26 protein-coding genes are annotated in these 24809 nt (G+C 36.2%); 23 read left to right on the forward strand and 3 right to left on the reverse strand.

The window, feature by feature from the left end:
• The first annotated feature begins 246 nt into the window (after window positions 1-246).
• From PB01_RS04240 to PB01_RS04255, 4 genes are all read left to right on the forward strand, one after another.
• Window positions 247-603 (forward strand): response regulator, encoded by a 357-nt coding sequence (locus PB01_RS04240; RefSeq protein ID WP_151699035.1) that lies wholly within the window; start codon window positions 247-249, stop codon window positions 601-603.
• Between the two features lie 558 nt (window positions 604-1161).
• Entirely contained in the window at window positions 1162-2094 is a 933-nt protein-coding gene (locus PB01_RS04245; protein ID WP_151699036.1) for a GGDEF domain-containing protein, read from the forward strand.
• 176 nt (window positions 2095-2270) lie between these two features.
• Complete coding sequence (locus tag PB01_RS04250) at window positions 2271-4718, forward strand: DUF4073 domain-containing protein (RefSeq protein ID WP_151699037.1); 2448 nt, start codon at window positions 2271-2273, stop codon at window positions 4716-4718.
• 204 nt (window positions 4719-4922) lie between these two features.
• Window positions 4923-5810 carry an NAD-dependent epimerase/dehydratase family protein gene (locus PB01_RS04255; protein WP_151699038.1) on the forward strand — a complete coding sequence of 296 codons (888 nt, stop codon included), beginning with the start codon at window positions 4923-4925 and terminating at the stop codon, window positions 5808-5810.
• Window positions 5811-5918: 108 nt separating this feature from the next.
• On the opposite strand, the gene PB01_RS04260 is transcribed toward PB01_RS04255, so the two are convergent.
• Window positions 5919-6728, reverse strand: a complete 810-nt coding sequence (locus PB01_RS04260) for an alpha/beta fold hydrolase (protein WP_151699039.1) — start codon at window positions 6726-6728, stop codon at window positions 5919-5921.
• Between the two features lie 226 nt (window positions 6729-6954).
• Here PB01_RS04260 and PB01_RS04265 point away from each other — a divergent pair, with 226 nt between their 5' ends.
• The 6 genes from PB01_RS04265 to PB01_RS04290 all read left to right on the forward strand — a co-directional run bounded on the left by PB01_RS04265 (window position 6955) and on the right by PB01_RS04290 (window position 11764).
• A complete protein-coding gene (locus tag PB01_RS04265) occupies window positions 6955-7653 on the forward strand; it encodes an ankyrin repeat domain-containing protein (protein ID WP_151699040.1) in 699 nt (232 codons plus the stop codon).
• 202 nt (window positions 7654-7855) lie between these two features.
• Complete coding sequence (locus PB01_RS04270) at window positions 7856-8398, forward strand: peroxiredoxin (protein ID WP_151699041.1); 543 nt, start codon at window positions 7856-7858, stop codon at window positions 8396-8398.
• 93 nt (window positions 8399-8491) lie between these two features.
• A complete protein-coding gene (locus tag PB01_RS04275; RefSeq protein ID WP_151699042.1) occupies window positions 8492-8947 on the forward strand; it encodes a TlpA family protein disulfide reductase in 456 nt (151 codons plus the stop codon).
• A gap of 383 nt (window positions 8948-9330) precedes the next feature.
• A complete protein-coding gene (locus PB01_RS04280) occupies window positions 9331-9786 on the forward strand; it encodes a nucleoside deaminase (RefSeq protein WP_151699043.1) in 456 nt (151 codons plus the stop codon).
• A gap of 93 nt (window positions 9787-9879) precedes the next feature.
• Window positions 9880-10581, forward strand: a complete 702-nt coding sequence (locus tag PB01_RS04285) for a gamma-glutamyl-gamma-aminobutyrate hydrolase family protein (protein ID WP_151699044.1) — start codon at window positions 9880-9882, stop codon at window positions 10579-10581.
• A gap of 196 nt (window positions 10582-10777) precedes the next feature.
• Window positions 10778-11764 carry a M23 family metallopeptidase gene (locus PB01_RS04290; protein ID WP_151699045.1) on the forward strand — a complete coding sequence of 329 codons (987 nt, stop codon included), beginning with the start codon at window positions 10778-10780 and terminating at the stop codon, window positions 11762-11764.
• 70 nt (window positions 11765-11834) lie between these two features.
• Here the strand turns inward: PB01_RS04290 and PB01_RS21870 are convergent, their stop codons facing one another.
• Window positions 11835-12161, reverse strand: coding sequence for a DUF5658 family protein (locus PB01_RS21870; RefSeq protein WP_225986164.1), 327 nt, complete (start codon window positions 12159-12161; stop codon window positions 11835-11837).
• Between the two features lie 133 nt (window positions 12162-12294).
• On the opposite strand from PB01_RS21870, the gene PB01_RS04295 reads away from it, so the two are divergent.
• The 4 genes from PB01_RS04295 to PB01_RS04310 all read left to right on the forward strand — a co-directional run bounded on the left by PB01_RS04295 (window position 12295) and on the right by PB01_RS04310 (window position 14882).
• Entirely contained in the window at window positions 12295-12963 is a 669-nt protein-coding gene (locus PB01_RS04295) for a Dph6-related ATP pyrophosphatase (protein ID WP_225986165.1), read from the forward strand.
• Window positions 12964-13053: 90 nt separating this feature from the next.
• On the forward strand, window positions 13054-13554 hold the full coding sequence (locus tag PB01_RS04300; protein WP_151699046.1) for a divergent PAP2 family protein: 501 nt from the start codon (window positions 13054-13056) through the stop codon (window positions 13552-13554).
• Window positions 13555-13699: 145 nt separating this feature from the next.
• Window positions 13700-14032: a bacillithiol system redox-active protein YtxJ gene (gene ytxJ / locus PB01_RS04305; RefSeq protein WP_151699047.1), complete on the forward strand. Its 333-nt coding sequence runs from the start codon at window positions 13700-13702 to the stop codon at window positions 14030-14032.
• Between the two features lie 16 nt (window positions 14033-14048).
• Window positions 14049-14882, forward strand: coding sequence for an STAS domain-containing protein (locus PB01_RS04310; RefSeq protein WP_192797470.1), 834 nt, complete (start codon window positions 14049-14051; stop codon window positions 14880-14882).
• A 66-nt stretch (window positions 14883-14948) separates the two neighbouring features.
• Here the strand turns inward: PB01_RS04310 and PB01_RS04315 are convergent, their stop codons facing one another.
• A complete protein-coding gene (locus PB01_RS04315; RefSeq protein WP_151699049.1) occupies window positions 14949-15233 on the reverse strand; it encodes a DUF3243 domain-containing protein in 285 nt (94 codons plus the stop codon).
• Between the two features lie 148 nt (window positions 15234-15381).
• On the opposite strand from PB01_RS04315, the gene PB01_RS04320 reads away from it, so the two are divergent.
• The 9 genes from PB01_RS04320 to nikC all read left to right on the forward strand — a co-directional run bounded on the left by PB01_RS04320 (window position 15382) and on the right by nikC (window position 24758).
• Complete coding sequence (locus PB01_RS04320) at window positions 15382-17118, forward strand: mechanosensitive ion channel (RefSeq protein ID WP_151699050.1); 1737 nt, start codon at window positions 15382-15384, stop codon at window positions 17116-17118.
• A 229-nt stretch (window positions 17119-17347) separates the two neighbouring features.
• A complete protein-coding gene (locus tag PB01_RS04325; protein ID WP_151699051.1) occupies window positions 17348-17938 on the forward strand; it encodes a TetR/AcrR family transcriptional regulator in 591 nt (196 codons plus the stop codon).
• A gap of 504 nt (window positions 17939-18442) precedes the next feature.
• On the forward strand, window positions 18443-19264 hold the full coding sequence (locus PB01_RS04330; protein WP_151699052.1) for an SDR family NAD(P)-dependent oxidoreductase: 822 nt from the start codon (window positions 18443-18445) through the stop codon (window positions 19262-19264).
• Between the two features lie 10 nt (window positions 19265-19274).
• A complete protein-coding gene (locus tag PB01_RS04335; protein ID WP_151699053.1) occupies window positions 19275-20312 on the forward strand; it encodes a ketopantoate reductase family protein in 1038 nt (345 codons plus the stop codon).
• 2 nt (window positions 20313-20314) lie between these two features.
• The gene (locus PB01_RS04340) at window positions 20315-20956 is read left to right on the forward strand and encodes a GntR family transcriptional regulator (protein ID WP_151699054.1); all 642 of its coding nucleotides are present in this window, start codon (window positions 20315-20317) and stop codon (window positions 20954-20956) included.
• 15 nt (window positions 20957-20971) lie between these two features.
• On the forward strand, window positions 20972-21958 hold the full coding sequence (locus tag PB01_RS04345) for an ABC transporter ATP-binding protein (RefSeq protein ID WP_151699055.1): 987 nt from the start codon (window positions 20972-20974) through the stop codon (window positions 21956-21958).
• Entirely contained in the window at window positions 21939-22895 is a 957-nt protein-coding gene (locus PB01_RS04350) for an ABC transporter ATP-binding protein (RefSeq protein ID WP_151699056.1), read from the forward strand. Before PB01_RS04345 ends, PB01_RS04350 begins: the two co-directional genes overlap by 20 nt.
• A gap of 20 nt (window positions 22896-22915) precedes the next feature.
• On the forward strand, window positions 22916-23929 hold the full coding sequence (locus PB01_RS04355; RefSeq protein ID WP_151699057.1) for an ABC transporter permease: 1014 nt from the start codon (window positions 22916-22918) through the stop codon (window positions 23927-23929).
• A 10-nt stretch (window positions 23930-23939) separates the two neighbouring features.
• Window positions 23940-24758, forward strand: coding sequence for a nickel transporter permease (gene nikC, locus PB01_RS04360; protein ID WP_151699058.1), 819 nt, complete (start codon window positions 23940-23942; stop codon window positions 24756-24758).
• Window positions 24759-24809: the final 51 nt, after the last annotated feature.

A 24809-nucleotide genomic window follows, 5' to 3' on the forward strand; every position in this document is an offset into this window, starting at 1 on the left:
TCTAGATGAGGTATACGGGTTTTATTTTGTGAAAATATCTTCTGAATATGACTTTTCGTCACTAAAATGCGGTGTTTCTTTTCTATATAATTATTTTAGATCTAATAGTATTTTCTAGGAGAGTTTTTTGAGAGATGAGAATGATACCTTCATATAAAAATGCAGTAAATAATTTTTTGGAAATAAAGTAAATGTAGAATAATGAGTAAAACCAAAGAAACCTAATTATTGCAGGAGAGATTACAAATGGCGACGATATTAGTAACGGATGACACGGCATTTATGCGCATACGATTGAAAGACCTATTAACTGAACTTGGTCATGAAGTGATAGGGGAAGCAGAAAATGGAAAAACTTCTGTCGAAAAATATGAAAAATTGCAACCAGATTTAGTGATGATGGATATAACTATGCCAGAAATGGATGGGATAGAAGCCTTAATAGCAATAAAAAAGAATTTTCCTGACGCAAAGATCATTATGTGCTCAGCAATGGGACAAAAGCGAATGGTTTTGGAAGCAATTCAAGCAGGAGCAAAGGACTTTCTTATAAAACCTTTTACAAAAGCCCGTATCGAGGAAGCGGTGGCTAAATTAATCTGACCTTTATGTTGGATATTTCAGGACTTCTTATTTTACGGTTAAAGTTCAAGAAACAAATGAAACTGGCGATCAAATTAGCATGCTATTCAAGGTGTACTAATAATCACGCAATCAAATGGTGAAAACACATTGATCTTATTGTCCATATGTTCATAAGTTAAAGTGCGGGGAATAGATACACAATCTAAAGAAATTACAAATCAGTCGAATTTATTTACTAGCAAAATTTTTGGAAAAACAAGTCCATCAATTTAAACTGAGATGCCCACCCAATCTGACAAGTAGAATAGAAAATCACTGTATATTTATATGTACGGTGATTTGGTTCAATGAAATAAAATATTGATATTGTTGCAAAGACTTGCTTAGTTACATGACAAACTAAGTTTTTGTTTTATAGAAATAGAATTCAAATCATGCAAAAAATGTTGAGAAAATAATATGTTTGACTTCCATAAGCTGAATAAATGCGATTATATATATCTAATTGAATGTTGGTGATTGGTTATAAAAGATTACTAATTAAGTGAAAAGCATAAATGAAAGGAAGTATGTTTCGTGGAAGAGTTTAGAAAATTAGGTACTCGGAATATTCCTAAACTACTATGGGTTATAATAGTGGTATGTTATGCTTTTCCTTTTTGTTTGGAGTTTTATATATCTGATGATAGTTTAATTGAATCTCAAGTGTCATTCGTATGGTTTATCTGTTTAATACCATCTCTAATTTTTTCATACTATAAAGGGTTCAAGGCGGGAATATTTTCGATCTTTTTTGCTACATTACTTCATGTTTTCACAAGAGTTGTTATTGAAAATGAAATGATATATACTAATTTCGAATTTTCTATTCAAGTGGAAGTAATGATTGCAAATATTCTTGTAGCTCTCCCCGTTTGTTTTTTTGTGAATCATTTACAAATAGAAAATGCTAAGCTAGAAATTGCTTATAAAGATTTAGTTCGTAAAAAAAACGAAATAAAACGATTGGCTTATATTGATCCATTAACACAATTGCCGAATAGACGTTTTTTTAACGAAAATCTGCTTAAAAACTTAAATAGTGTATCGAAAAGCGACGAAACTTTAAGTATTCTCTTTATCGATTTAGACAGTTTTAAAGAAATTAATGATACGTTCGGACACGATGTTGGAGACCTTTTACTTCAACAAGTGGCGTTCATTTTAACAAGCTGTGTTCCTGAAAATGATTGCGTAGTAAGATTAGCGGGTGATGAGTTTATCATCATGCTTCCTCTATTAAATAAAGAAAGTGCAATAGAAATTGCTAGCACAATATTACATAAATTAAAGGAACCATTTGATATAAAGGATAATCAAGTATTTGTTACACCTAGCATCGGAATTGCAGCCTATCCAGAACATGGACAAGACTCTGAAACATTGATAAAGCATGCGGATAAAGCCATGTATCAAGCTAAAAAAGCTGGAAAAAACAATTATGCTGTATATGAAACAGTTTCTCCGTGATGGGAAATTACAAATAAAACAAGCTGCTCCTAGTCATGTTCATCATGATTGGGAGCGGTTTTTTGTTTCAATGTTTGAACTTTCGACAGAATATGACTTTTCGTCACTAAAATGTGAAGGAACATTTCTATATAATCATTTAAGGACGAATAATAATTTTTTGAGGAGAGAGACGAATGAAAAATATAAAATGGACGAGAGTGATATCTTTATTTTTAGCGGTATTGTTAATTTTAAACATTTTACCTTTTGGATTGGTAGGGAAGGGATATGCAATTTCGGCGGAGACTTCTACAACAACACTAACTGCGGACAAAACGGAAGCAGTAGAAGGGGAAATGATAAATTTTAGTGCAAGTGTTAGTGGGGCGGCATCCTTTTATCAGTGTTTACCAACTCCACCAAATGGATGTATGCTTATTAAACCCCTAGTTTTCGGAGGGAATGTCGAATTCTTTGAGGGTGAGGAAGAGGAAAGTTTAGGGAAACAATATCTTGGACCGAATCCTACAGCAAATTTTTCAACTAATAAATTATCAGTAGGTACACATTCGATAAAAGCAGTGTACAGCGGATATGACGGTGTTGATCCAAGAGACAATAATCTCGATCCTAAAAGTCACTCTGTTGCACGCAGTGAGGCTACTATAACTGTAACAATCACGCCAAGTAATACTACCGCTGTTACAGGTGTGAGTTTAGATAATGGAACGTTATCTCTTACAGTAGGAGGCGTAACAGGAATATTGATTGCAACTGTTGCACCAGAAGAAGCTACGAATAAAAACGTGACGTGGATTTCTAGTAACCCAAGCGTGGCAACAGTGGCGAATGGGGTTGTAACGCCGGTAAGCATGGGTATTGCAACAATTACGGCAACCACTGTTGATGGTGGGTCTATAGCTACAAGTGTGGTAACGGTAATAAACGAGTCTCTTTCGAAACCACCTGCACCAAATGTAACGGCGGATGATATAAATGACATTATCATCGGCATTGATGAAATGATGGAATATAAAGTAAGTGGTAATTGGATTCAATATAACCCAGCTAGCCCACCAGACCTAAGTGGATTTCATTCGGTGCAAGTCAGAGTTTCAGCTAATGCAAATACAAGTGTACCGGCCGGAGATATAACAATTTTACTTTTTTCTGATAATCCACCCGCACCAATTGTAAGTGCTGATGATGTAAACAACAAAATTATAGGTGCAGACAATACGATGGAATACTCGATAGATAATGGGTACACTTGGATACCTTACAATTTAAGTAATGAACCAACTTTCCCGGGGACGATCGCGATTTTGATTAGAATTATACCTCAGGGAGAAAGTGGGTATGGGTTATCGGTGAGCTTAAGTTTTACAAATAATCCACCACCTAGTAATACGGGAAACAGTGAAAATAGTAGTTCAACACCAACACCCGCACAACCAAAAGTAGAAGAAATCAATGTAGATGTAGAAAGTGGGACATCCATCACAAAAACGCCAGTAAAGCGTATTACAGAACTAGATGGAAAGATAAAAGATGAAGTAACTTTTACACTGGATAAAGTAAAAGAAACAATAGAAAAGTTAAAAGAACAAAAACAAGATACCGCAAGAATCGTAATTCCTGATAAAGAAGACAAGGTAAATGAAGTTAGTATAACCGTTCCAAACGAATCGGTAAGTACTTTAGCAAATGGCAAAGCGAATTTAGAAATATATACAGAAAATGCGCACATATATATTCCGCAAACTTCCATGCAAAACTTTGGAGATGATCTTTATTTCCGTGTTGTTCCGATAAAAGAAGAAGTCAAGAAAATTGAAGTAGAGGAACGAGCGAAAAAAGAAACAATGGTTCAACAAGTAGTTGGCAATAAAAAAGTAAACGTATTAGGACGACCGTTGGAAATCGAAACAAATATGCAAAATCGTTCGGTCGACTTAACATTACCTCTTCCAACAAATGCAACAAAAGAACAAATGGATAACTTAGCTATTTTCATCGAACATAGCGATGGAACAAAAGAAGTTGTACAAGGAAAGTTAGTAGAGTTTAGTAAAAATACACAAGGTATACAATTTAACGTTACCAAATTCTCTACATTCACAGTCTTGTACATGGAGGGTGCAGCGAAGTATTTTGCACAAAATTCATGTGGAGAGATTGCTAAAACGAGCTGTCTTCAAGTGAACAAAACAACTCCTGTGTATGTGCTGGAAAATAACCGCTTGAAAAAAGTAGGAGAAGCTGTAAAAGGACCAAATTTACCTGTCAAACAAGCGATTTCTCCTATGCTTGGACTTGGTGGAGACATCTGGCTAGAAAGAACAGCAGTCATTTCTTACGAAACACCATCCAAAGAAATGATTGCTAAAAATCAATTACCGGCGAACAAACGTCCAAAACAAATTTGGAAAGGCCAAGAGCTAAATCCAGGTCAAATCGGTAAAGTTACTATCTTAAAAGAAACTGTCATTTGGCAATCAATTGATAAAACAACGAAACTACCAAGAGTCTTGAAAAAAGGTGAACAATACAGAGTGTATCGCTATGTTCCGGCTATGTACCAAATTAGTGATCAACAATATATCGTACAAGATTCAAACGTAGTACTCATCAAAAAATAATTACGGTGTTCATGATTAGCAAATCGCTCCTAGTCATATTAATTATGATTAGGAGTGTTTTTTATTGCAGAATTACAAGTTTGTTACAAGTATAAGATGGGTGTTTGGGATTGTTACGGGTGCCTGGCACCCGTAACAATCCAATAACAAAAATTAGCAAATTATGTTGGTATCTTTTATGATTAGGAAAAGGGGGATGAAAAAATGAGAAAAGCGTTAGTTTTAGGGGGAACTAAATTTTTTGGTGTTCATCTAGTGGAAGCTTTATTGGAAAAAGGATTTGAAGTAACGATTGCAACACGAGGAAAAACTGTGGATCCGTTTTCAACAAGAGTGAAAAGAATTGCATGCGATCGATTGAATTTGGTAGACAATAAGGAACGTTTTGAAAATGAAAAATGGGATATTATTTTTGACCAAATTTGTTATTCTTCCCAGGAAGCAATGGATGCAATTGAAGTGTTTAAGGATAAGACGGATAAATATGTTTTTACTTCTTCTAAGTCCGTGTACGATGAAGGAAATGGAGAAGTAGGATATGTGGAAGATGATTTTATTCCAAAAGAGTATAAAATTATTCAAGGACCAAAAGAGGACTTCTCATACAATGAAGGAAAACGGCTTGCAGAAGCTGTATTTTTTCAAAACGCTCCATTTCCAGTTGTGGCTGTAAGATTCCCAATCGTAATAGGTTTGAATGATTATACAGAGCGACTTAATTTCTATATTGAGAAAATAGCAAGTCAAGGGGAAATACATCTTATAAACCCGGATGCTTGTATGGATTTCATTTCAGAGGAAGAAGCGGGGCAGTTTCTCGCGTGGATTGGTCTTTCAGATTTCACAGGACCTGTAAATGCTACTTCTGAAGGCAAGGTGAAATTAAGTGAGTTGATTAGCATCATTGAAGACAAAACGAAAGCTACTGCAATTATCTCTTCGGCACCGAGTGATAATAATGTTTCTCCATATAATATTGCCAAGACCTGGCTTATTAGTAATGAGCGGGCAAAAAGTTTAGGTTATAAATTTAGGGATTTGAATGAATATATGCCCTTATTAATTGAAGATACTTTAAAGAAGATAAGATAACATATTAAATATAGAAATAGCCGCCCTATCGATGTACGATGGGCGGCTATTATTATGTTACAAGTTTCTTACGGGTGCCTGGCACCAGTAACACTGCTGTAATAATTTTCATCCAATAAACCTCGCAAGTTCTTGGTTGAACTTGTCTTTTTCACAATAGAATAATCCGTGGCCGCTGTATTCAAAAGGTATCAAAATGGAGTTTTGTATACTTTGATGCATTAATTCGCCTAAAACGAAGGGGCATACTTTATCTTGTTTTCCATGCATTATTGCTGTCGGTACTTGAATGTGTGGTAAATCATTTCGGAGATCCTCGTCGCGAAGGGAGACTAAACATTTCGCAGTTGCGTTACCAGATGCGATTAATCCGAGACCATGGAACCATTCTATAAAGCTCTTTGTTAAATATCGAGCAAAGAAGATATCTCCAAAATCACTTAGCATTTTAGGTCGATCTGCGTAGGTTGATTCTATAAGATTATTGACTTCTTCGATTGTTTTTCCATATGGGAAATCCGGTCGTTGTGTGAAAATAGGTGCTGCTGCCCCGATCAGTGCAAGTTTAGCAACTTGATGTCCGCTGTGACGGGCCATGTATCGGATCGAAATGGCTCCACCCATGGAATGTCCTGCAAGTGTAATATTCTCCAATCCTAATGTATCAATAATGATGCGGATATCATCAGCCAACCGGTCATATGAATATCCATCCCAAGGTCGATTCGATTTCCCAAACCCTCGAATATCAATCCCGATGCAGCGATAGCCCATTGCAGGGAGATGGTTGAACTGGTACTCGAACATCTGATGGTTCGCCGGCCATCCGTGTACGAATAATATCGTTTTAGTGGAGGCTGGGTTAATATCCTCGACATAAATATTCACACCTTTTTCTACTTTTACGTAATACCCCATCATAATCCCTCCCAATTTTATGCCGATTTACTAGTGTATGAATTTATAGGAGGCATTATTCGATATAGAAGGATGTGAGGCTGAAATTGTAACTTCAGCCGTTATTTTCTGTTGAAGGAGTATGTCTTATTTTATTCGCAAAAAGCTCTTCTGTTGTTTCTATAAATAAAGGGAGGTATGATATTTTTAATGAAATTAGCATTTCTTAAAAAGGTGTTTTTTATTAATGTTTAAAAAAATATGGATAGTAATCGAGTGTTTTCTCTTTCTTCAAGGATGTGAAGGTGATGAGAAAATAGGACTTATTACTAATAGAAAGGAATACGAGCTGATGAATGAGCAATTATTAATAGGGGTGCAACAAAGGGATATACATATTTTACGGCAGTTAATTAAGGAAGGGGTTCCAATCGATGGGCAGGATACACAAGGAAGAACTGCTTTGATGATCGCTACTTATGCGAACGATGTTGAAATTGCAAAGGTACTAATTGACGCTGGTGCGGATGTGAATGTTAGAGATCAAATGAAAAATAGTCCATTTCTTTATGCAGGTGCGGAAGGTTACTTGGAGATTTTACAGCTAACAATCGCAGCAGGAGCAGACCCAACAATTACGAATCGCTACGGAGGGGTTGCGTTGATTCCCGCTTCGGAACACGGTTATGTTGAGGTGGTTAATGAACTCCTTACAAATACTACAATTAATGTGAATCATGTGAATAATCTAGGGTGGACTGCTTTATTGGAAGCAATTATCTTGAATGATGGGAACGAAAAGCAACAACAAATTTTACAGTTGTTAATAAACCACGGAGCAGATGTAAATCTTCCTGATCAAGCTAAAGTCACTCCTTTACAACATGCAAGGAAAAGAGGTTTTAAGGAGATAGAAAAGATTTTATTGAAAGCTGGAGCAAATTAGATTTTGCGATAGAAGCATTTTCTTTTACAAACGTATGTGCATCTAATGTCATGTTTTTCTACTGCTTAGCAAGTCAACATACTGACAAATAATCGCTTTATCCGACAAAATTCGAGGAGGATAAATTGATTTGTAAGGGAGATTTTGCTATCCTTTAAATTGTGAGTAAATAATATTAATTATCACCTTGGAGGGTTTATACATGGCAGAACGTATGGTAGGAAAACAAGCACCACGATTTACAATGGACGCAGTATTAGCGGACAAGTCTTTTGGTAAAGTAAATTTAGAAGAAATTATGAAAGAAGATAAATGGACAGTATTATTCTTTTATCCAATGGATTTTACATTTGTTTGTCCAACTGAAATCACAGCAATGTCTGATCGTTATGATGAATTTCAAGATTTAGATGCGGAAGTTATTGGGGTATCTACAGATACGATTCATACGCATTTAGCTTGGATTAACACAGCTCGTCAAGACAATGGTTTGGGTGAATTAAAATATCCATTAGCTGCAGATACAAATCATGCAGTTGCACGCGAATATGGTGTGTTAATCGAGGAAGAAGGAATTGCACTTCGCGGTCTATTCATCATCAATCCTGAAGGTGAAATGCAATACCAAACAGTATTCCACAATAACATCGGTCGTGATGTTGATGAAACACTTCGCGTACTTCAAGCGCTTCAAACTGGTGGTCTTTGTCCAGCAAACTGGCGCCCAGGTCAAAAAACGCTTTAATTTACAAGAGCATCTAAGTGAATTTAAAATAGTTCTCCATGGATTAACTAGCTCATGGGGAACTTTTTACATAGAGAAAAGGAGGATTTTCAAATGAAATTACGTACACCAATGCCAGAATTGACTGGTTCTACAGCATGGTTGAATGGTGAAGTTACAACTAGTGAATTAGTGGGTGAAAAGCCAACGCTGATTCACTTTTGGTCAATCAGTTGTGGACTTTGTAAAGAAGCGATGCCCAATGTGAATGATTTCCGTGATCAATATAAAGACGAATTAAATGTCGTCGCTGTGCATATGCCACGTTCCGAAAAAGACGTAGATCTTGAGGAAATTAAAAAGGTTGCAGCAGAACATGATATTACACAGCCAATTTTTGTTGATAGCGAATTGAAGCTAACGGATGTATTCGAAAATCAATATGTCCCGGCTTATTACGTTTTCGACAAAGACGGTCAACTTCGCCATTTTCAAGCAGGCGGAAGCGGTATGAAAATGTTAGAAAAACGTGTCAACCGTGTATTAGATGAAATGCGCAATGCAGAATAAGTAAGAGTAGATAGCTAAGAACCACTTGGATTATACAGAATCCAGGAGGATCTTAGCTTTTTTGATTGCTACTGGAATAGGTTTTAGCATTTGGTCTTGGGTTTAGTAGAAATGGTTGCTGTTCTGGTTGATTTAGTCTCGGGTTCAAGGAAATTGGTTGCGGGTTTATCCGAAGGTCTCGAACTGCTACTTTATGGATAAAATTTTTGCACCAAGACAAGTGGTAGTTACCGTTTTTCCTTTGTTGGAAGTAACAGGTTTAGGGTTAATACGGTCTAATTATTCTTGGTAGTCCATATTTTAATAATGGTCTACTCATTTTATTAGATAACGATCATTTACTCCAATATGCTAAACTATTTTCAAAGAGGGGGAATTTGATTTTGGATAAGTTTATGAAAAGAGCGGTTGAATTGGCGTTTGAAAATGTGCAAAATGGAGGACAGCCATTTGGAGCCGTGCTTGTGAAAGATGGTGAAGTGGTTTCGGAGGGCGTGAACGAGTTGCATATTAAGCATGATATAAGTGGTCACGCCGAATTGCTTGCGATACGCCGAGCGCAGGAACAGTTTCAAACGAATGATTTATCTGGATTTACGATGTATGCGAGCGGTGCACCTTGTGCAATGTGTTACAGTGCAATGATGTTTGCCGGAATTGAAAAAGCATATTATTGCGCAACTTTGGATGATGCTAAAGCTGTAGGTCTTGGAAAGTCTGCCGTGATTTACGACGAATTGCAAAAAACAGCAGACGCGCGCAAATTTGACATGTGCCATATGGAGATTGAAGAAAATATGCCAAACCCAATGGAATTATGGAAAGAACGAAACGTCTAAATGTTACGGGTGCCAGGAATGTTACAGGTGCCTGGCACCTGTAACATGTTTGAAATATAACTGTAATAATTGAGGTGGGATAGGGGGATTTGTTTGCTACCGATTATTGGTGTTTCTTCGAGTTTGAAAGAGGATGTTCTGACGGTTCCAACGGAGAATATGCATGCAATTGGGAAGTTTGGTGGCGTTCCGCTTGTGCTTCCTAATATGGTGTATGCTGGAATTGATACAATTGCTGAGATGATTGATGGATTACTTTTAACGGGTGGTGGGGATATTGATCCTACTTTATTTGGAGAAGAGCCGTTGCAAGGTCTAGGGGATATTACCCCTGAACGAGATGCGTTTGAGATTGCGATGATTCAAAAGATGTTGGAGCTGAATAAACCAATTTTAGGATTATGTCGGGGAGCTCAAATTCTTAATACTGCGGTTGGCGGAGATATGTATCAAGATATTAATTCGCAAATTGAGTCTACGCTTTTGCAACATAACCAACATGCTCCGCGTTGGCATGGTTCCCATTTTGTGCAAGTAATGAAGGGTTCTCTTTTACATGGGATTGCGCAAACGGAACAGTTCAAGGTAAATAGCTATCATCATCAGGCTAATCGAGGAGTACCAACTGGCTTTGCAGTGAGTGCTGTATCCAGTGATGGAATAGTGGAGGCAATTGAGAGTAAGAATCATCGGTTTGTTATGGGTTTGCAATGGCATCCTGAATATTTAGTTTTAAAAAATGATTCGATATCTGTCGCTATTTTCAAGGCATTTATAGATGCTTGCTCAAAATAATTAAAATTTAGTGTTTTTCAGTAAAAACGACTGTTTAGTAGCAGTCGTTTTTTTTTTTTGTCTCGTTTTGTACTTAGTTGGTCTCGGATAGCTATTTTCTGTAAAAAAATAATCAAATGAATATGATAGTTTTTTATTCATGAAACAAATTTAAATGGGAAAGCTATTTTAAGTATGAAAAAAGGAGGCATTTTGAATGCGGCGTTTGATTACACTCATCTGCTCCATAAGTGCATTTTTCTTTCTTGTTTGCTCCAATGCTTCCGCCGCGGAGGAACCTTCGAGAGAACAGGTTTTAGAAAAGCGAATGGATTATTATATAAAATACTCAAGTATCACACTCCCTTGGTATTACCTGGCTGCAATCGACCAATATGAACGTAATATTCAACAAGTTCGAAATGACATTCCAACGAGGGAGGGTGCGGTTGCCATCCAATTTTCAGATGATTATTGGACGGGTTTACTCAATCCTATAAAAGACGATACTAACTTAATTTCCATCACCTTTTTTGAAGGAAATGGAGCTGATGGAAATAAAGATGGATTTGCTAATCGCAATAATGATGATGATGTCATGTTGACGATGTCTGCGTATTTAAGTGAATTTGGCTCCTCTGAAAAAGATTTCAAAAAGGCATTAAAGGAGTACTACCAGCGCGATCAAGCAGTTGATCAGATTATCATAATTGCTAAAATCTACAAGAAATTTGAAACGACCAATTTAGATAAGCACGCTTTTCCTTTAGATATTCACCATAATTATAGTTATAAGAGCACATGGGGTGACAGTCGAGGCTGGGGAGGGCGTAGGATACACGAAGGGACAGATTTGTTTGCCTCGTATGGTGTCCCAGTGAAGTCAACCGCTTATGGCATTGTTGAAACGATGGGTTGGAACGACTTTGGTGGTTGGAGAATTGGTATACGGGACATTCATAACACCTATCATTATTTTGCCCACTTATCTAGTTATCAAAAAGGTATTAAAGTAGGCGATATTTTGGAACCGGGAGCTATTATTGGATATGTTGGTAGTTCAGGATATGGAAAAGAAGGTACCGCTGGAAAGTTTCCTCCTCACTTACACTATGGTATGTACAAATTTAACGGACGAATCGAGTGGGCTTACGATCCTTTTCCTTCCTTGAAACGGTGGGAGCAAGAAGAACGAAAATCGTAAAAATACATCCAATGCTTGTTTATGACAAAACTATTACGGGTGCCAGGCACCCGTAATAGTTTTGTCATATTTAGGTTAGTAGGGTGACCCAAAAGAGGTGCTGGAAGAGGACGAATGTATATAGGATAATGGCGAAAGCGAGTAATATTGGTATGTACTTGTTGGGTTTCAGTTTTGTCAAAAGAAATAGTAAGAGTAAGGGTAGACAGATTTTTAAAGCATAAAAACTAGGGATGCTTGTTTCGTATACGAAATGCATAAGTGGGTTTGCTTCTGTGATGTGGTCGTTTCGGATGCCATAATCAGTAAAGAAAGTGTCAAGAATGGCTAATACTAATAGAAACGTAGCCGCTTTGAATAGTGTTTTATTAGAATTAAATACAAGTTTAGTATGCATAGATTTGTGCCTCTTTCCATTGTCAATAGATATATTTCAACTATGTTATTATGTTGAAATAAGTAATAAATTATACGTTGTCGGTGAGGGGTTTATTCAAGGACAGCAAAAAGATAAAAGGAGTGGGGAATAGTTGGATAGAAATAATTCTTTCGTTTCTTCCTGGAGTGGTGGAAAAGATTCTGCGATGGCTTATTATCGTGCATTAAAAATGGGGATGGTACCCAAAAAGTTGTTGACGATGTTTGAAGAAGATGGAGAGGTTTCAAAATCGCATGCACTTCCATTAGAGGTTGTGAAAGCACAAGCGGAGCGTCTTGGTGTGCCATTATTAATAAAAGAGGCAAGTTGGAATACATATGAGAGTCGATTTATAGAAGCAATGAACGAATGTCGAGCAAAAGGAATTTCGCATGGGGTATTTGGGGATATTGATATAGAGGATCATTTGGAATGGGTCAAGACCACTTGCGCAAAATCGGATATTGTCTCAGTTCATCCTCTGTGGCAGAAGCCTCGACGTGCAATTGTAGAAGAGTTATTGGATGTTGGATTTGAAGCATGGATAGTTGTCGTGAATACGAAGATGATGCCTGCAAAGTACGTGGGTGCACGTTTTACAAGAGAGTTGATAGAGGAGCTTGAAGCGGCAGGAATTGATTCATGTGGGGAAAGTGGGGAGTTTCATACGGTCGTTGTGGATGGTCCTATTTTTACAGAGAGAGTTCCAGTTGAAATTGGAAATACAGTCTTAAGAGGTGATTATATTTTTGCTCCGGTTTTATTGAAAGAGAGTAATTAAATTCTTTCCAACTTTTTCGATTAATTATTCCTCCAAAAGGGCATCGTATAGGAGAAAATACATAATTTTTTGTGTACTGGAGGATGGCAAATGAAGAGGATGAACAGAGGTGTTGTAACCGCCTTATCTGCAATCGGGATCGCTCAAGGCTTAAAAATACTAACGCATAAAAAGTTAACCGGGAAATGGGATGTAAAACAAGCACTCTCTACAGGTGGGATGCCTAGCTCGCATTCAGCAGGAGTTGCGGCACTTGCCTCTTATGTAGCTGCAAATAGAGGAGCAGGCCACACAGAAACGGCACTTGCGGTTGTATTCGGTGCAATCGTAATGTACGATGCGCAAGGGATTAGAAGGCATACAGGTGAAATTGCTCATCTTGTAAATGATATAGAAGACAAGATAACTAAATTGTCCGGAAAATTTCCAAGTTTTGAATACGTTAAGCGTGAAGAGGAATTGGATGAACTACTTGGCCATCAACCGGTCGAAGTAGGAGCAGGTGCCCTTCTAGGTATAGCGATTGGGGTAGTCTCTGCTAAAATAGAAAATGACGAAAGAAAAGCAAAAAAAAGAGCTCAACCCTCCTAAGTCACCTGGCTAGTGAGGTTTTTTATTACAAATATATTACGGGTGCCAGGCACCCGTAATATATTTGTAATAATTAAAAGATGGATATAAATACGGTATAATGGGTATATAGATTTAACTTATTAAAATTTGAGGGGTGTTTGAGATGAAGGGGTATGAAGAAGTTACATCTGTTAATCAATGGAAAGATATTTTGGAAGAGTCGAAGAAACAGCAAGTTTTGTTGTTAAAGCATAGTACGACTTGTCCGGTGAGTGCGCATGCATATAGGGAGTTCACTTCTTTTGATTCACCTATCAAAACTTATTTAGTGAAAGTTATAGAAAGCCGAGCTGTGTCCAATGAAATTGGAAATGATTTAGCTATACGACATGAATCACCTCAAGTATTTTTAATAACAAATGGGAACGCAATTTGGAGTGCCTCTCATTGGAAAATTACTAAGAAAGAGATGGAGAAAGCAGTGGAATCTATCTAAGGAGAAGTGTAGAAAAATGGATGGGATACTTAAAGTGGGGCATTATTTAGTCGAACATGCAGAGAAGATTGTCCAGGAAATGATGGATTTGGCACTTGTTCATGTCAATTATCAAGTCACGGATAAAATGCTTGAACAATCTCTGAAAAATAATGTAGAATTTTTGGAGCTTCTCGCAAATTCTTTCAATGAAACAAATGATACAGCTGCAGAGGAATTAATTAAATGGAGTAAAAAAAACGGGGAACAGCAAGCAGCTGTTTTTACACAGTTTTCTAAAATAATTCAACCTTATGCAAAGAATCGTTTAATGTATTTGGAATATATAACGAACATATCTATCCAACTTGGACTCTCGACTGAAGAGGTAGCTAAAATAAATAATCGAATTTGTTATTTAATGGATATAAGTCTGACGGAAACGATGATTGCTTACGAGACTTATAGAGATGAGTTAATGATTGAAAGGCAGAAAGAAATTAACAAATTATCTGCGCCTATTGTTCCCATACAAAAGGGAATTGCAATACTACCATTAGTTGGGGATATAAATTATGAACGTGTACAGCATTTATTGGATTATGTCATCCCCACAATACCAGATATGGAAATTGATCATTTAATAATAGACTTTTCTGGAATACTTATGATTGATACAGAAATTGCGCAACATATTTTTGCAATTCATAATGTACTTGAATTACTTGGAATTCATGTGATGTTTACTGGTATTCGTCCAAATCTTTCGATGGTCATTGTTCGGGCGGGCATAGATTTTACTTCATTTCATACATTTGGTAGCGTTAAATATGCGATTGATAGTATAGAAAAGAATCTTATAGGAAGATAACTTCCAAAAATAGAACCGCTCCTTTTACTGAGGGAGCGGTTCTTATTTTTATATGAATGGGCTTGTTTATTCACTAACCATATTTATTAACATATGTGCTAGTGCATGTTGTTGCTCTTTGTTTCCTGATTTCCATAATGCTAGTAATAGGTTTTCTTCTCTGTTTCGGGGTTCTTCATTTTTTGCCAAATAATTAGCTACCATTTCAGCAGTTTTGGCTAATTGCTCTTCACTAAGTCCAAGCTTTTTTCCTCTAGCTACCTTTTTTCCTAAATATAATTTAAAGGTAGAAAAGTTTGATAAGATTTCCTCTTTCTTTTCGGGGTTAACCTTATTTAAGTCTTCTTCTATTTTCCCTTAAATGTTGCCCATTTCTTCAACACTCCTTTTTCTGTAGTTACTATTTATTTATCGTAGTTAGCTAAGTTTAAACACTAATTTACAAGGGTAACTGAATAATAGAATCAATTTTGTATTTGAATAAAAAGGAGATGACTAGATGCTAGACTATTTTTACTGGAGAGAGACTTTGTCATTTTTACCCGAATTTTTATTAGCTTTATTAGTTTTATTAATTGGGTTTTTTGTTGCAAAATTTCTGGAGAATGTGACGCATAGATTGTTGCGGAAATTCCAAGTCAATGAACGATTAGGAAATACGAAGTCTAAATGGACAGTCGAGAAAATTATTAGCAAAGTAGTTTTTATCATCGTACTCTTACTTGTGTTTGTTTTATTTTTTAATATTCTAAACTTGAATACGATGGCAACACCTTTTGTTTCGATGTACTCTGGTTTAACTGCAGCTTTCTTAAATATTTTAAAAGCAGGATTAATTTTATTATTTGCTTGGATCTTAGCGACATTAGTGAAGAAAGTAATTATTATGTCTGGAAACAAGTTGAAATTACATAAGTATGTAGGAAAAGTTGGTGTTAATGCTACAACAGTAAATCAAGTTAAATGGACGGATACGGCTGCAAATGTGGCTTATTATCTCATTTTTTTGTTATTCATTCCTGCAGTATTAAATGCACTTGGAATTAATGGATTGAGTGGACCATTTGAAGGAATGATTGTTAGTTTCTTTAACTTTGTTCCAAAGTTAATCTCCGCAGCACTTGTTTTTGTAATTGGTTGGTTTGTTGCTAAACTTGTTCGAAATTTAATAGAGAAATTTTTGGAATCTGCTGGAGCCGATCGATTAGCAGAAAGGTTGAAAATTTCAACACTTTTTGAAGGTACTAGTATTTCGAAAGTTGTGGGAATCATCGCTTTTGTGTTAATTATGATTCCAGTTTCAATTACCGCACTTGAACTTTTAGATTTACAGGGTATTTCGGGCCCGGCTATTGCAATGTTACGTGATATTTTAGAGATGTTGCCTAAAATTGCTGTTGCAATTGTGCTTGTTCTAGTGGGAATAGTTGCTGCTAGATGGGTGAAGCATCTCGTTGTTTCATTACTTGAAAAAATGGGAGTAGACTCGATATTCGGGAAAATGGGCTTCAACACTAATTTAGGAAGTGCTCCATCTTTTGCGAAATTAATAGGTACAGTGGTGCAAATTGTCATTATTTTATTGTTTGTGGTTGAAGCTCTTCAATTATTGGAGCTAGAATTTATGGTTGTTTTGGCAACGGCTATTTTTGCATACCTACCTTCTGTTATTGCAGCAATAATTATTTTAGCTGTCGGTTTTTGGTTAGCGAATATGGTAGAGAAATTAGTCGGAAGCTTAATGAGTCATGCTTCAGGGACTCCTCATTTTTTACGTTATGTAGCTAAATATGCAATTATAGCATTTGCATTCTTTATGGCTTTGGATCAACTAGGAATTGCTGCATCCATTATTAACTCCGCATTCATCTTAATACTAGGCGGAGCGGCTCTGGCATTTGGACTAGCATTTGGGCTTGGTGGAAGAGAGCATGCCTCACGGTACTTAAGTAAGATGGAAAAAAGCTTGGAAGAAGTAGAAGTGACAAAAGGAAAGTTTGAGAAGCAAAAAGAGAAGATGAAAGAGTCAGTAAAGGAAGATTACAAAAAAACTAAAGATGTGGAACGAAGCTTGAGAGGCAATACTCCTCATGTGGATGAAGTGAAGCCTACGAACGAAATGGTGGATACGAATCTAGGAGATGACGAAGCTTTGGATACAGGCTATAATATTCCATCGACAGATGATTTGTATCCTTTTGACGATATTTCACCAAATGATGAAAGAAAAGATTAATAGGGTGAAATGAAAATGCTCTGGCACTTACGAGTGCCGGAGCATTTTTTGTGGGAGTCATAAATGGAAATAGGAGGGAGATTGTTGCGGTATTGTTACGGGTGCCAGGCACCAGTAACAAACTTGTAACAAACACATGATTGGTTTTGTGAAGGAATATACATAACTCTTCCCATATTTTATAATAGGGCTATCTGTGAAATTGATGGTTAAGCTGAGGTGATGATAAATGCCAAGAGGAAGAAAAGTGGACTCAGATGGAGAAGTGACGAGGCAGTTGCTATTAGAAAAAGCGATTGAGCAGTTTGCCGAGTATGGATTCCATTCTACAAAGATTAGCGATATCGTAAATAAAGCAAAGGTAACGCAGCCTACTTTTTATTTGTATTTTGAAAGTAAGGAGGCTATTTTTCTAAGAATAACGGGTTCTTTTCAAATGCAGTTAATAGATATAATAACGGCTTGCTTTTTAGAGGAAAACTTAGAAGAGCATTCGTTGAAACTTCAAATAAATTCTAACTTAAAAAGTATTTTTACTTTTTTCGAAAAGAATCCATTGTTGACAAAGATAGGATTTGTTGAGACAGATTCGGCTAGAGAATTGAAAAATAGTATGGTGAAACAAATTACGGAAAACTTAAAATCGGGGCAAAGATTAGGTTATTATTCTGACTTATATCCTATGAATTTAGTAGCAGAGAGTCTAGTAGGATCCATTGAAAGATTAACGTTGAATGAGATTTTAACGAACAAAAGTAGACCTATCGAATTAGCAAAAGTTCTTGTAGATATATACTTTACTGGAATTCAAAAAAAATAATAATGGACTCATACCTTTCTATAGAGAAATCTATGGGGAGGTATTTTTATTTTTGAGCGACGTAATAACACCGGGAGGATTCTTATGGTAAAAAAGTAAATATTAGGATTTTCACCTAAAGGAGTCAAATTCATAATTCAAAGTTAGAACATAAAACACGATCAGTATCAAAGTGAAATGTAAAAATACGTATAATATACTTTTCATAAATTAGCATGAAATCCGCTATCGGTGGATGAATTCCGCAGGGTGAGCATTGAATCATCACCTACACATTCGAGTCATTTGCGCTATCTCATCTGTCTCACTCATCCCGCTCAATAATTAATCATGGTTCGTGTTTTAATAATTAAATGCTATTTTTGAAATTAACTCAAAGTGCATACCGATTTTCAAATTAATTACCCACAAAACCTAAAGAAATAGAATTTTTAAAATATTCTGTTGACATATGACCTATAGCAAAGCATATAATGTATTTAATTATAAAATTGGTGGTGAAGTATGTTGTTTGAAAGTGTTAACAGTTTACAGTCAACATTATTTGAGGATAAATTAGCAATTGTGACAGGTGCAGCAAATGGTATCGGAAATGCGATTTGTGAAGCCTTTATCAAGCACGGCTGCAATGTAGTAGCATTAGATCTTTTAGAGGAAAAATTAAAGGAAAATAAAAGAAAGATAGATACTTTTATTGCAAATAATAATTTGAAAAATAAATTCACCATACTATCGGCGGATTTAACCGATGAAGATGCAGTAAAAAGTGCTGTGTTTGAAGTTATAAAAGAATATGAAACTATTAATATTTTAGTCAACACGGCGGGTGGCGTTGCAAGACAGATACACAAACCAATCGAAGAAATTCATAAAGATGAATGGGTAAAAGTTATTGATATAAATTTAACCTCTACATTTTTAATGACTAAAGCAGTAGCTTCCAATATGAAAAATAATAAAAGTGGTCGAATTATCAATATTTCAAGCGGGGCTGGAAGAAGCACTAGTTTAACAGGCATACAAGCTTATGCAAGTGCCAAAGCAGCGCAAATTGGATTTACTCGACAGATGGCACAAGAGCTTGGTCAATTTGGAATTACTGTTAATAATGTTGCACCTGGTTTTGTCTTATCTAACCCGTCTACACAAAAGCAATGGGATGCCATGAGTGAGATAGAACAGAATGCATTAATACAAAAAATTTCATTAAAAAGATTAGGCAAAGCAGAGGATATTGCATATCCAGTTTTGTTTTTTGCATCGGAATATGCGGGCTATATTAGCGGACAAACAATTTCTGCTGATGGAGGCTTGCAATTATTTTAGGAGGGTAACGATGAATATTACGATTATTGGAGCTGGGGCAATTGGTGGAGTCATTGGAGCTTATCTAATTAAAGAAGGTAGAGAAGCTACTTTTTGTGATATCAATGAAGATCATGTAAAACAAATAAATAACAATGGATTGCAAATTGACGGACCATTGGGAAGCTTCCTAGTAAATGCGAAAGCTTTCACGCCTACTGAACTATTGCATGAAAATAGTCAGATAGATATTTTGTTTTTATGTGTGAAAGCTCAACATACAGAGGAAGCTCTTAAACCATTAGTTCCTTTATTAAAGAAAGATTCTATCGTGGTATCACTTCAAAATGGATTGAATGAGCTGAAAATTGCAGATCTCGTTGGAGAAGAACGGACAATGGGGTGTTTTGTTAATTTTTCTGCAGACTACTTAGAACCTGGGAAAATTTTATACGGAGGAGTCGCCTCTCTTTATTTAGGAGAGCTTGATGGAACTTTTTCACCACGATTAAGCAAGCTTCAGGAAATATTACAAGCATGGGGGCCAGTAGAAATAACAGATAATATTTGGGGATATTTGTGGGGGAAATTGTCCTACGCTGGATTACTATTCGCAACTGCATTAGTAGATGAAACGATGGCTTCAGTCGTTAGAAATGAACAATATAGGGAAACTTTACTAGAATTATGTACAGAAATTATCGAGCTAGCCCATAAAGAAAATATTACCCCATTAGGTTTTGATGGTTGGACACCAGAACTTATTTTTCCTAGAGAAAATAGAAATGATGTCATTTTAAAGGAAGCATTAGAAAAACTTGCGAAAAGCATGGCATCAAACAAAAAAACGAAAAGTGGTATATGGCGAGATTTAGCAATCCGGAAAAGAAAAACGGAAATAGATGCGCAGCTTGTACCACTTATTGATATTGCCAAAAAACATGGGTTGGCAATGCCTCTAACGACGGAATTAATAAAGCAAATAAAAGAAATCGAAAATGGAACAAGAAAAATGTCCGAAAAGAATCTTCAAGAGCTTCAGGACAAATATAAATTAGGTGTGATATAAAAATGTTTGATAATCAAAACTTATCGGATCATGTCGTAACGTTAATTAGAAAAATGATTTTAAACGGAACTTTAAAACCAGGAGAAAGAATTAATCAAGCACAATTAGCGGAAAAGCTCCAAATATCGAGAGGACCAATTCGAGAAGCGCTAAGATTATTGCAAAATGAAGGACTTATTAAATATGAATTAAATAAAGGCACTTATATTACGACCCTTTCAAACGAAGATGCGTATGAGATTTATACATTAAGAGGATTGTTGGAAGGTAAAGCTGCCCAATTGGCACTAAAAAACATTCAGGTACAAGACTTTGATAGATTACAAGAGCTAATGGAAGGCTTTGAAAAATCCTTTATAGAAAATGACTTAGAATCACAAGCGCAATATGATATTTTATTTCATCAAACGGTCGTTAGAGCTTCTAAGCATAATAGACTTATTCATATGCATCAACAATTAGATACGCAGGTTGGGGCTATGTTTTTTACAGTTGCAAGTATTGCACCAGTAAGAGCTAAGAAAGTAGTGGAAAACCATCAAAAATTAATTGATGCACTTAAATCTGGAAACGAAGAATACGTACAAAAAGAATTTTCTGAACATTATAATAATGCTTTATTGGATTTACTTAAGAATAATTGAAAGGGGGGAAATGCCATGTTGTTAGAGGTAAAAGATCTTACGTTATCACTTATGAGACAGGGGAGTTATACAAAGATATTAGAGGATGTTAGCTTCACTGTCCAAAAGGGTGAAACGCTTGGGATAGTAGGAGAATCCGGTTGTGGGAAAAGCATGACGGCTTTATCTCTGATGAAGCTCCTACCAGATAAAGCAAAATTGTTTGGAGAGGTTCTATTAGATTCGGAAGATATTGTGAAGCTTCCAAGAAAGAATTTGGAAAAAATTCGTGGTGATCAAATGTCTATGATTTTTCAAGACCCTCTTACTTCTTTAAACCCTCTTCATACTGTAGGAAAGCAAATTGAGGAAACATTAGTTTTGCATACTAATTTGAATAAAAGTCAAAGAAGAAATCGTGTCATTAGCTTATTGAAAGAAGTAGGACTTCCACGTGCAGAAGATTTATACAACGAGTACCCCCATCAATTATCTGGTGGGATGAGGCAGCGAATTATGATTGCTATTGCAATGGCTTGTAACCCTAAATTACTCATTTGTGACGAACCGACTACAGCATTGGATGTAACAGTTCAAGCACAAATTTTAGAACTAATGAATCATCTAAAAGAAACGAATGACATGGGTATTATCATGATTACACATGATTTAGGAGTAGTTGCGGAAGTATGTGACAATGTCATGGTAATGTATGCCGGACAAGTTGTAGAAAAAGCCAATGTAATTGAGCTATTTCAAAACCCTAAGCATCCATATACAAAGGGGCTTCTATACTCTATACCACAACTAGAAGGGAAAATAGAAAAGCTAGGGTCAATACCAGGTACTGTACCATCTCCTGAGAATATGCCTGTAGGTTGTAGATTCTATGATCGATGCAAGTATGCAATGGAAAAATGCAAATTGGAGACTCCTCCTACTGTTGAAATAAAAGACAATCACTCTACAGCTTGTTGGTTATATGAAGAGGAGGTACGTGAAAATGAACTTATTGGAAGTTAAAGAATTAAAACAATACTATACGTCCAATAAAGGTATCTTTGGTGAAAAAAGTGTAGTTAAAGCGGTAGATGGTGTATCCTTTCATATTCGTCAAGGAGAGACCCTTGGGATAGTTGGAGAATCGGGGTGTGGAAAATCTAGTTTAGGACGATCGGTAATTAGACTATTACAGCCTACCTCTGGAGAAGTATTTTTTGAAGGAAAAGATATTTGTAAAATGTCTAGACGAGAAATGAAAAAGACACGAAAAGAAATTCAAATGGTATTTCAAGATCCTTATGCCTCACTTAATCCACGCAGCACTATTCGAACTATTTTAGAAACACCTCTTCTTACACATGGGAACAAAAATAAAGAAAGTAGAACAAAAATAATAGAAAATTTAATCGATAAAATTGGCATTCGAAAAGATCAGTTAGATCGTTATCCACATGAATTTTCTGGAGGTCAACGTCAAAGAATTGGAATTGCGCGAGCTTTAACATTAAATCCTAAGTTAATCGTAGCAGATGAACCTGTTTCTGCTTTAGATGTATCTGTACAATCTCAAGTATTGAATCTGATGGTCGAACTTCAAAAGGAATTTAACTTAAGCTATATGTTTATTTCCCATGATTTATCTGTAGTTAAACATATTTCAGATCGTGTAGCAGTTATGTATTTAGGAAGAATAGTTGAAATTGCCGAAGTGGATTCCATGTATGAAACACCTTTACATCCTTATACGAAAGCTCTACTTTCTGCGGTTCCATTGCCAGATCCTACTAAAAAAAGAGAGAGAATCATACTTCAAGGAGATTTGCCGAGTCCAGTAAATCCTCCAAGTGGTTGTACATTTCATACGAGATGTCCTATTGCAACAGAAGAATGCAAAAATTCAGTTCCGGCATTACGTGAAATTAAAGAGGGGCATTTCGCTTCTTGTCTGAAACTATGAAGAAGAAAGGAGAATAATAGATGGATGCTATAAGGTATATTGTTAAACGTTTGCTACTGATTATCCCTATTCTAATTGGAATTACAATTCTTACTTTCTTTATTTCCAATACGATACCAGGAGACCCTGCAAGGCTAGTCGCTGGTCCTTATGCAGATGCAAAAGTAATTGAAGAACTTAGGGAATCAATGGGATTAAATGACCCTATTTATGTGCAATATTTTCGATATGTATCAAATGTAGTAAAAGGCGATTTTGGTACAAGTAACTTTACACATCAAGCAGTATCAAAAGACTTAAAAGAGTTTTTCCCTGCCACCTTAGAATTGACCTTAGTTGCTATGATTATTACCGTTTTGATAGGAATTCCATTTGGAATAGTAAGTGCCAGTAAAAAGGATAAATTCGCCGATCAATTTACGAGGGTATTTGCACTTATTGGAGTAGCGATGCCAGCATTCTGGCTTGGCATTATTTTATTATTACTTTTTTATTTAAAACTAGATTTACTTCCAGGTGCAGGTCGAATTGACACTAATTTATCCCCACCTCAAAAAATTAGCGGTTTATATACAATTGATGCGCTTTTAACAGGAAATTGGGCTGTTCTAAAATCAACAGTGGAGCATCTGATACTCCCAGCCTTTACTCAGGCAGCAGTAACAATTGGAATGATCACAAGAATGACACGATCTAGTATGTTAGAAGTATTAGGCAGTGATTATATTCGAACAGCCTATGCAAAAGGTGGAACAGAGAATCGAGTATTATATGGCCACGCTCTTAGAAATGGTATGATGCCTGTTTTAACTTTGCTTGGTATGACTTTTGGCCATTCATTAGGAGGTAGTGTACTAGTAGAGTCCGTATTTTCTTGGCCAGGAGTAGGTAAGTATGCGGTAAATGCAATTACATACTTAGATTTTCCTGCAGTTATGGGTGTTACAACGTTAATCGCGGTATTATTTATTACTATAAATCTAGTAATTGATGTTTTATATGTAGTAATAGATCCGAGATTAAAGTACGAATAGGGGGTGTCGTATGTTAAAAAGAATAGGTTCCAGTCCACTTACAATGTTGGGAATTTTTTTAGTTGGAATGCTACTAATTATGGCATTATTTGCACCAATTATAGCTCCACAAGATCCATTAGAAATTAATATTAGTCAAAAGCTTTTATCCCCAAGTGTAGATCATTGGTTCGGCACAGATGAAGTTGGGCGAGATATTTTTAGTAGAATTGTATACGGTTCCAGAATTTCATTGAAGATTGGTTTACTAGTTGTTTTAATCGCATTTCCAGTAGGTACAGTTTTAGGGGCTATTGCTGGTTTTGTTGGAGGCATAGTCGATCAAATAATAATGCGAACAACGGATATCTTCATTTCATTTCCTGGAATAATATTGGCAATGTCTATCGCAGCTGCACTTGGTCCTTCCATTGAAAACGTACTACTCGCACTCGCTATCACTTGGTGGCCATGGTATACGAGAATCGTTCGATCATCCGTTCTCCAAATAAAAAATGCAGAATTTGTAGAATCTGCTAGGGCAGTTGGTATTAACCCTGTGAAAATACTCTTTAGAGAAGTTCTTCCAAACGCCATTGCACCGGCAAGTATTCAGGCCTCTTTAGATCTAGGCTTTGTCATATTATCAGCTGCTGGTTTAAGTTTTATCGGATTGGGTGCTCAACCACCTTCACCAGAATGGGGTGCAATGCTTGCATCTAGTAGAGAAGTTTTAAGGGATGCTTGGTGGGCAGCTACTTTTCCAGGTTTAGCAATACTTTGGACGGTTTTAGGATTCAATTTACTTGGCGATGGTTTACGAGATATTTTGGATCCGAAAAACCGTTAATAGAATGAAATGAAAGGGGTGATTTCAAAATTTTCGTTAGCTATACAAAAA

The organism is Psychrobacillus glaciei (assembly GCF_008973485.1).
GTDB lineage: Bacteria > Bacillota > Bacilli > Bacillales_A > Planococcaceae > Psychrobacillus > Psychrobacillus glaciei.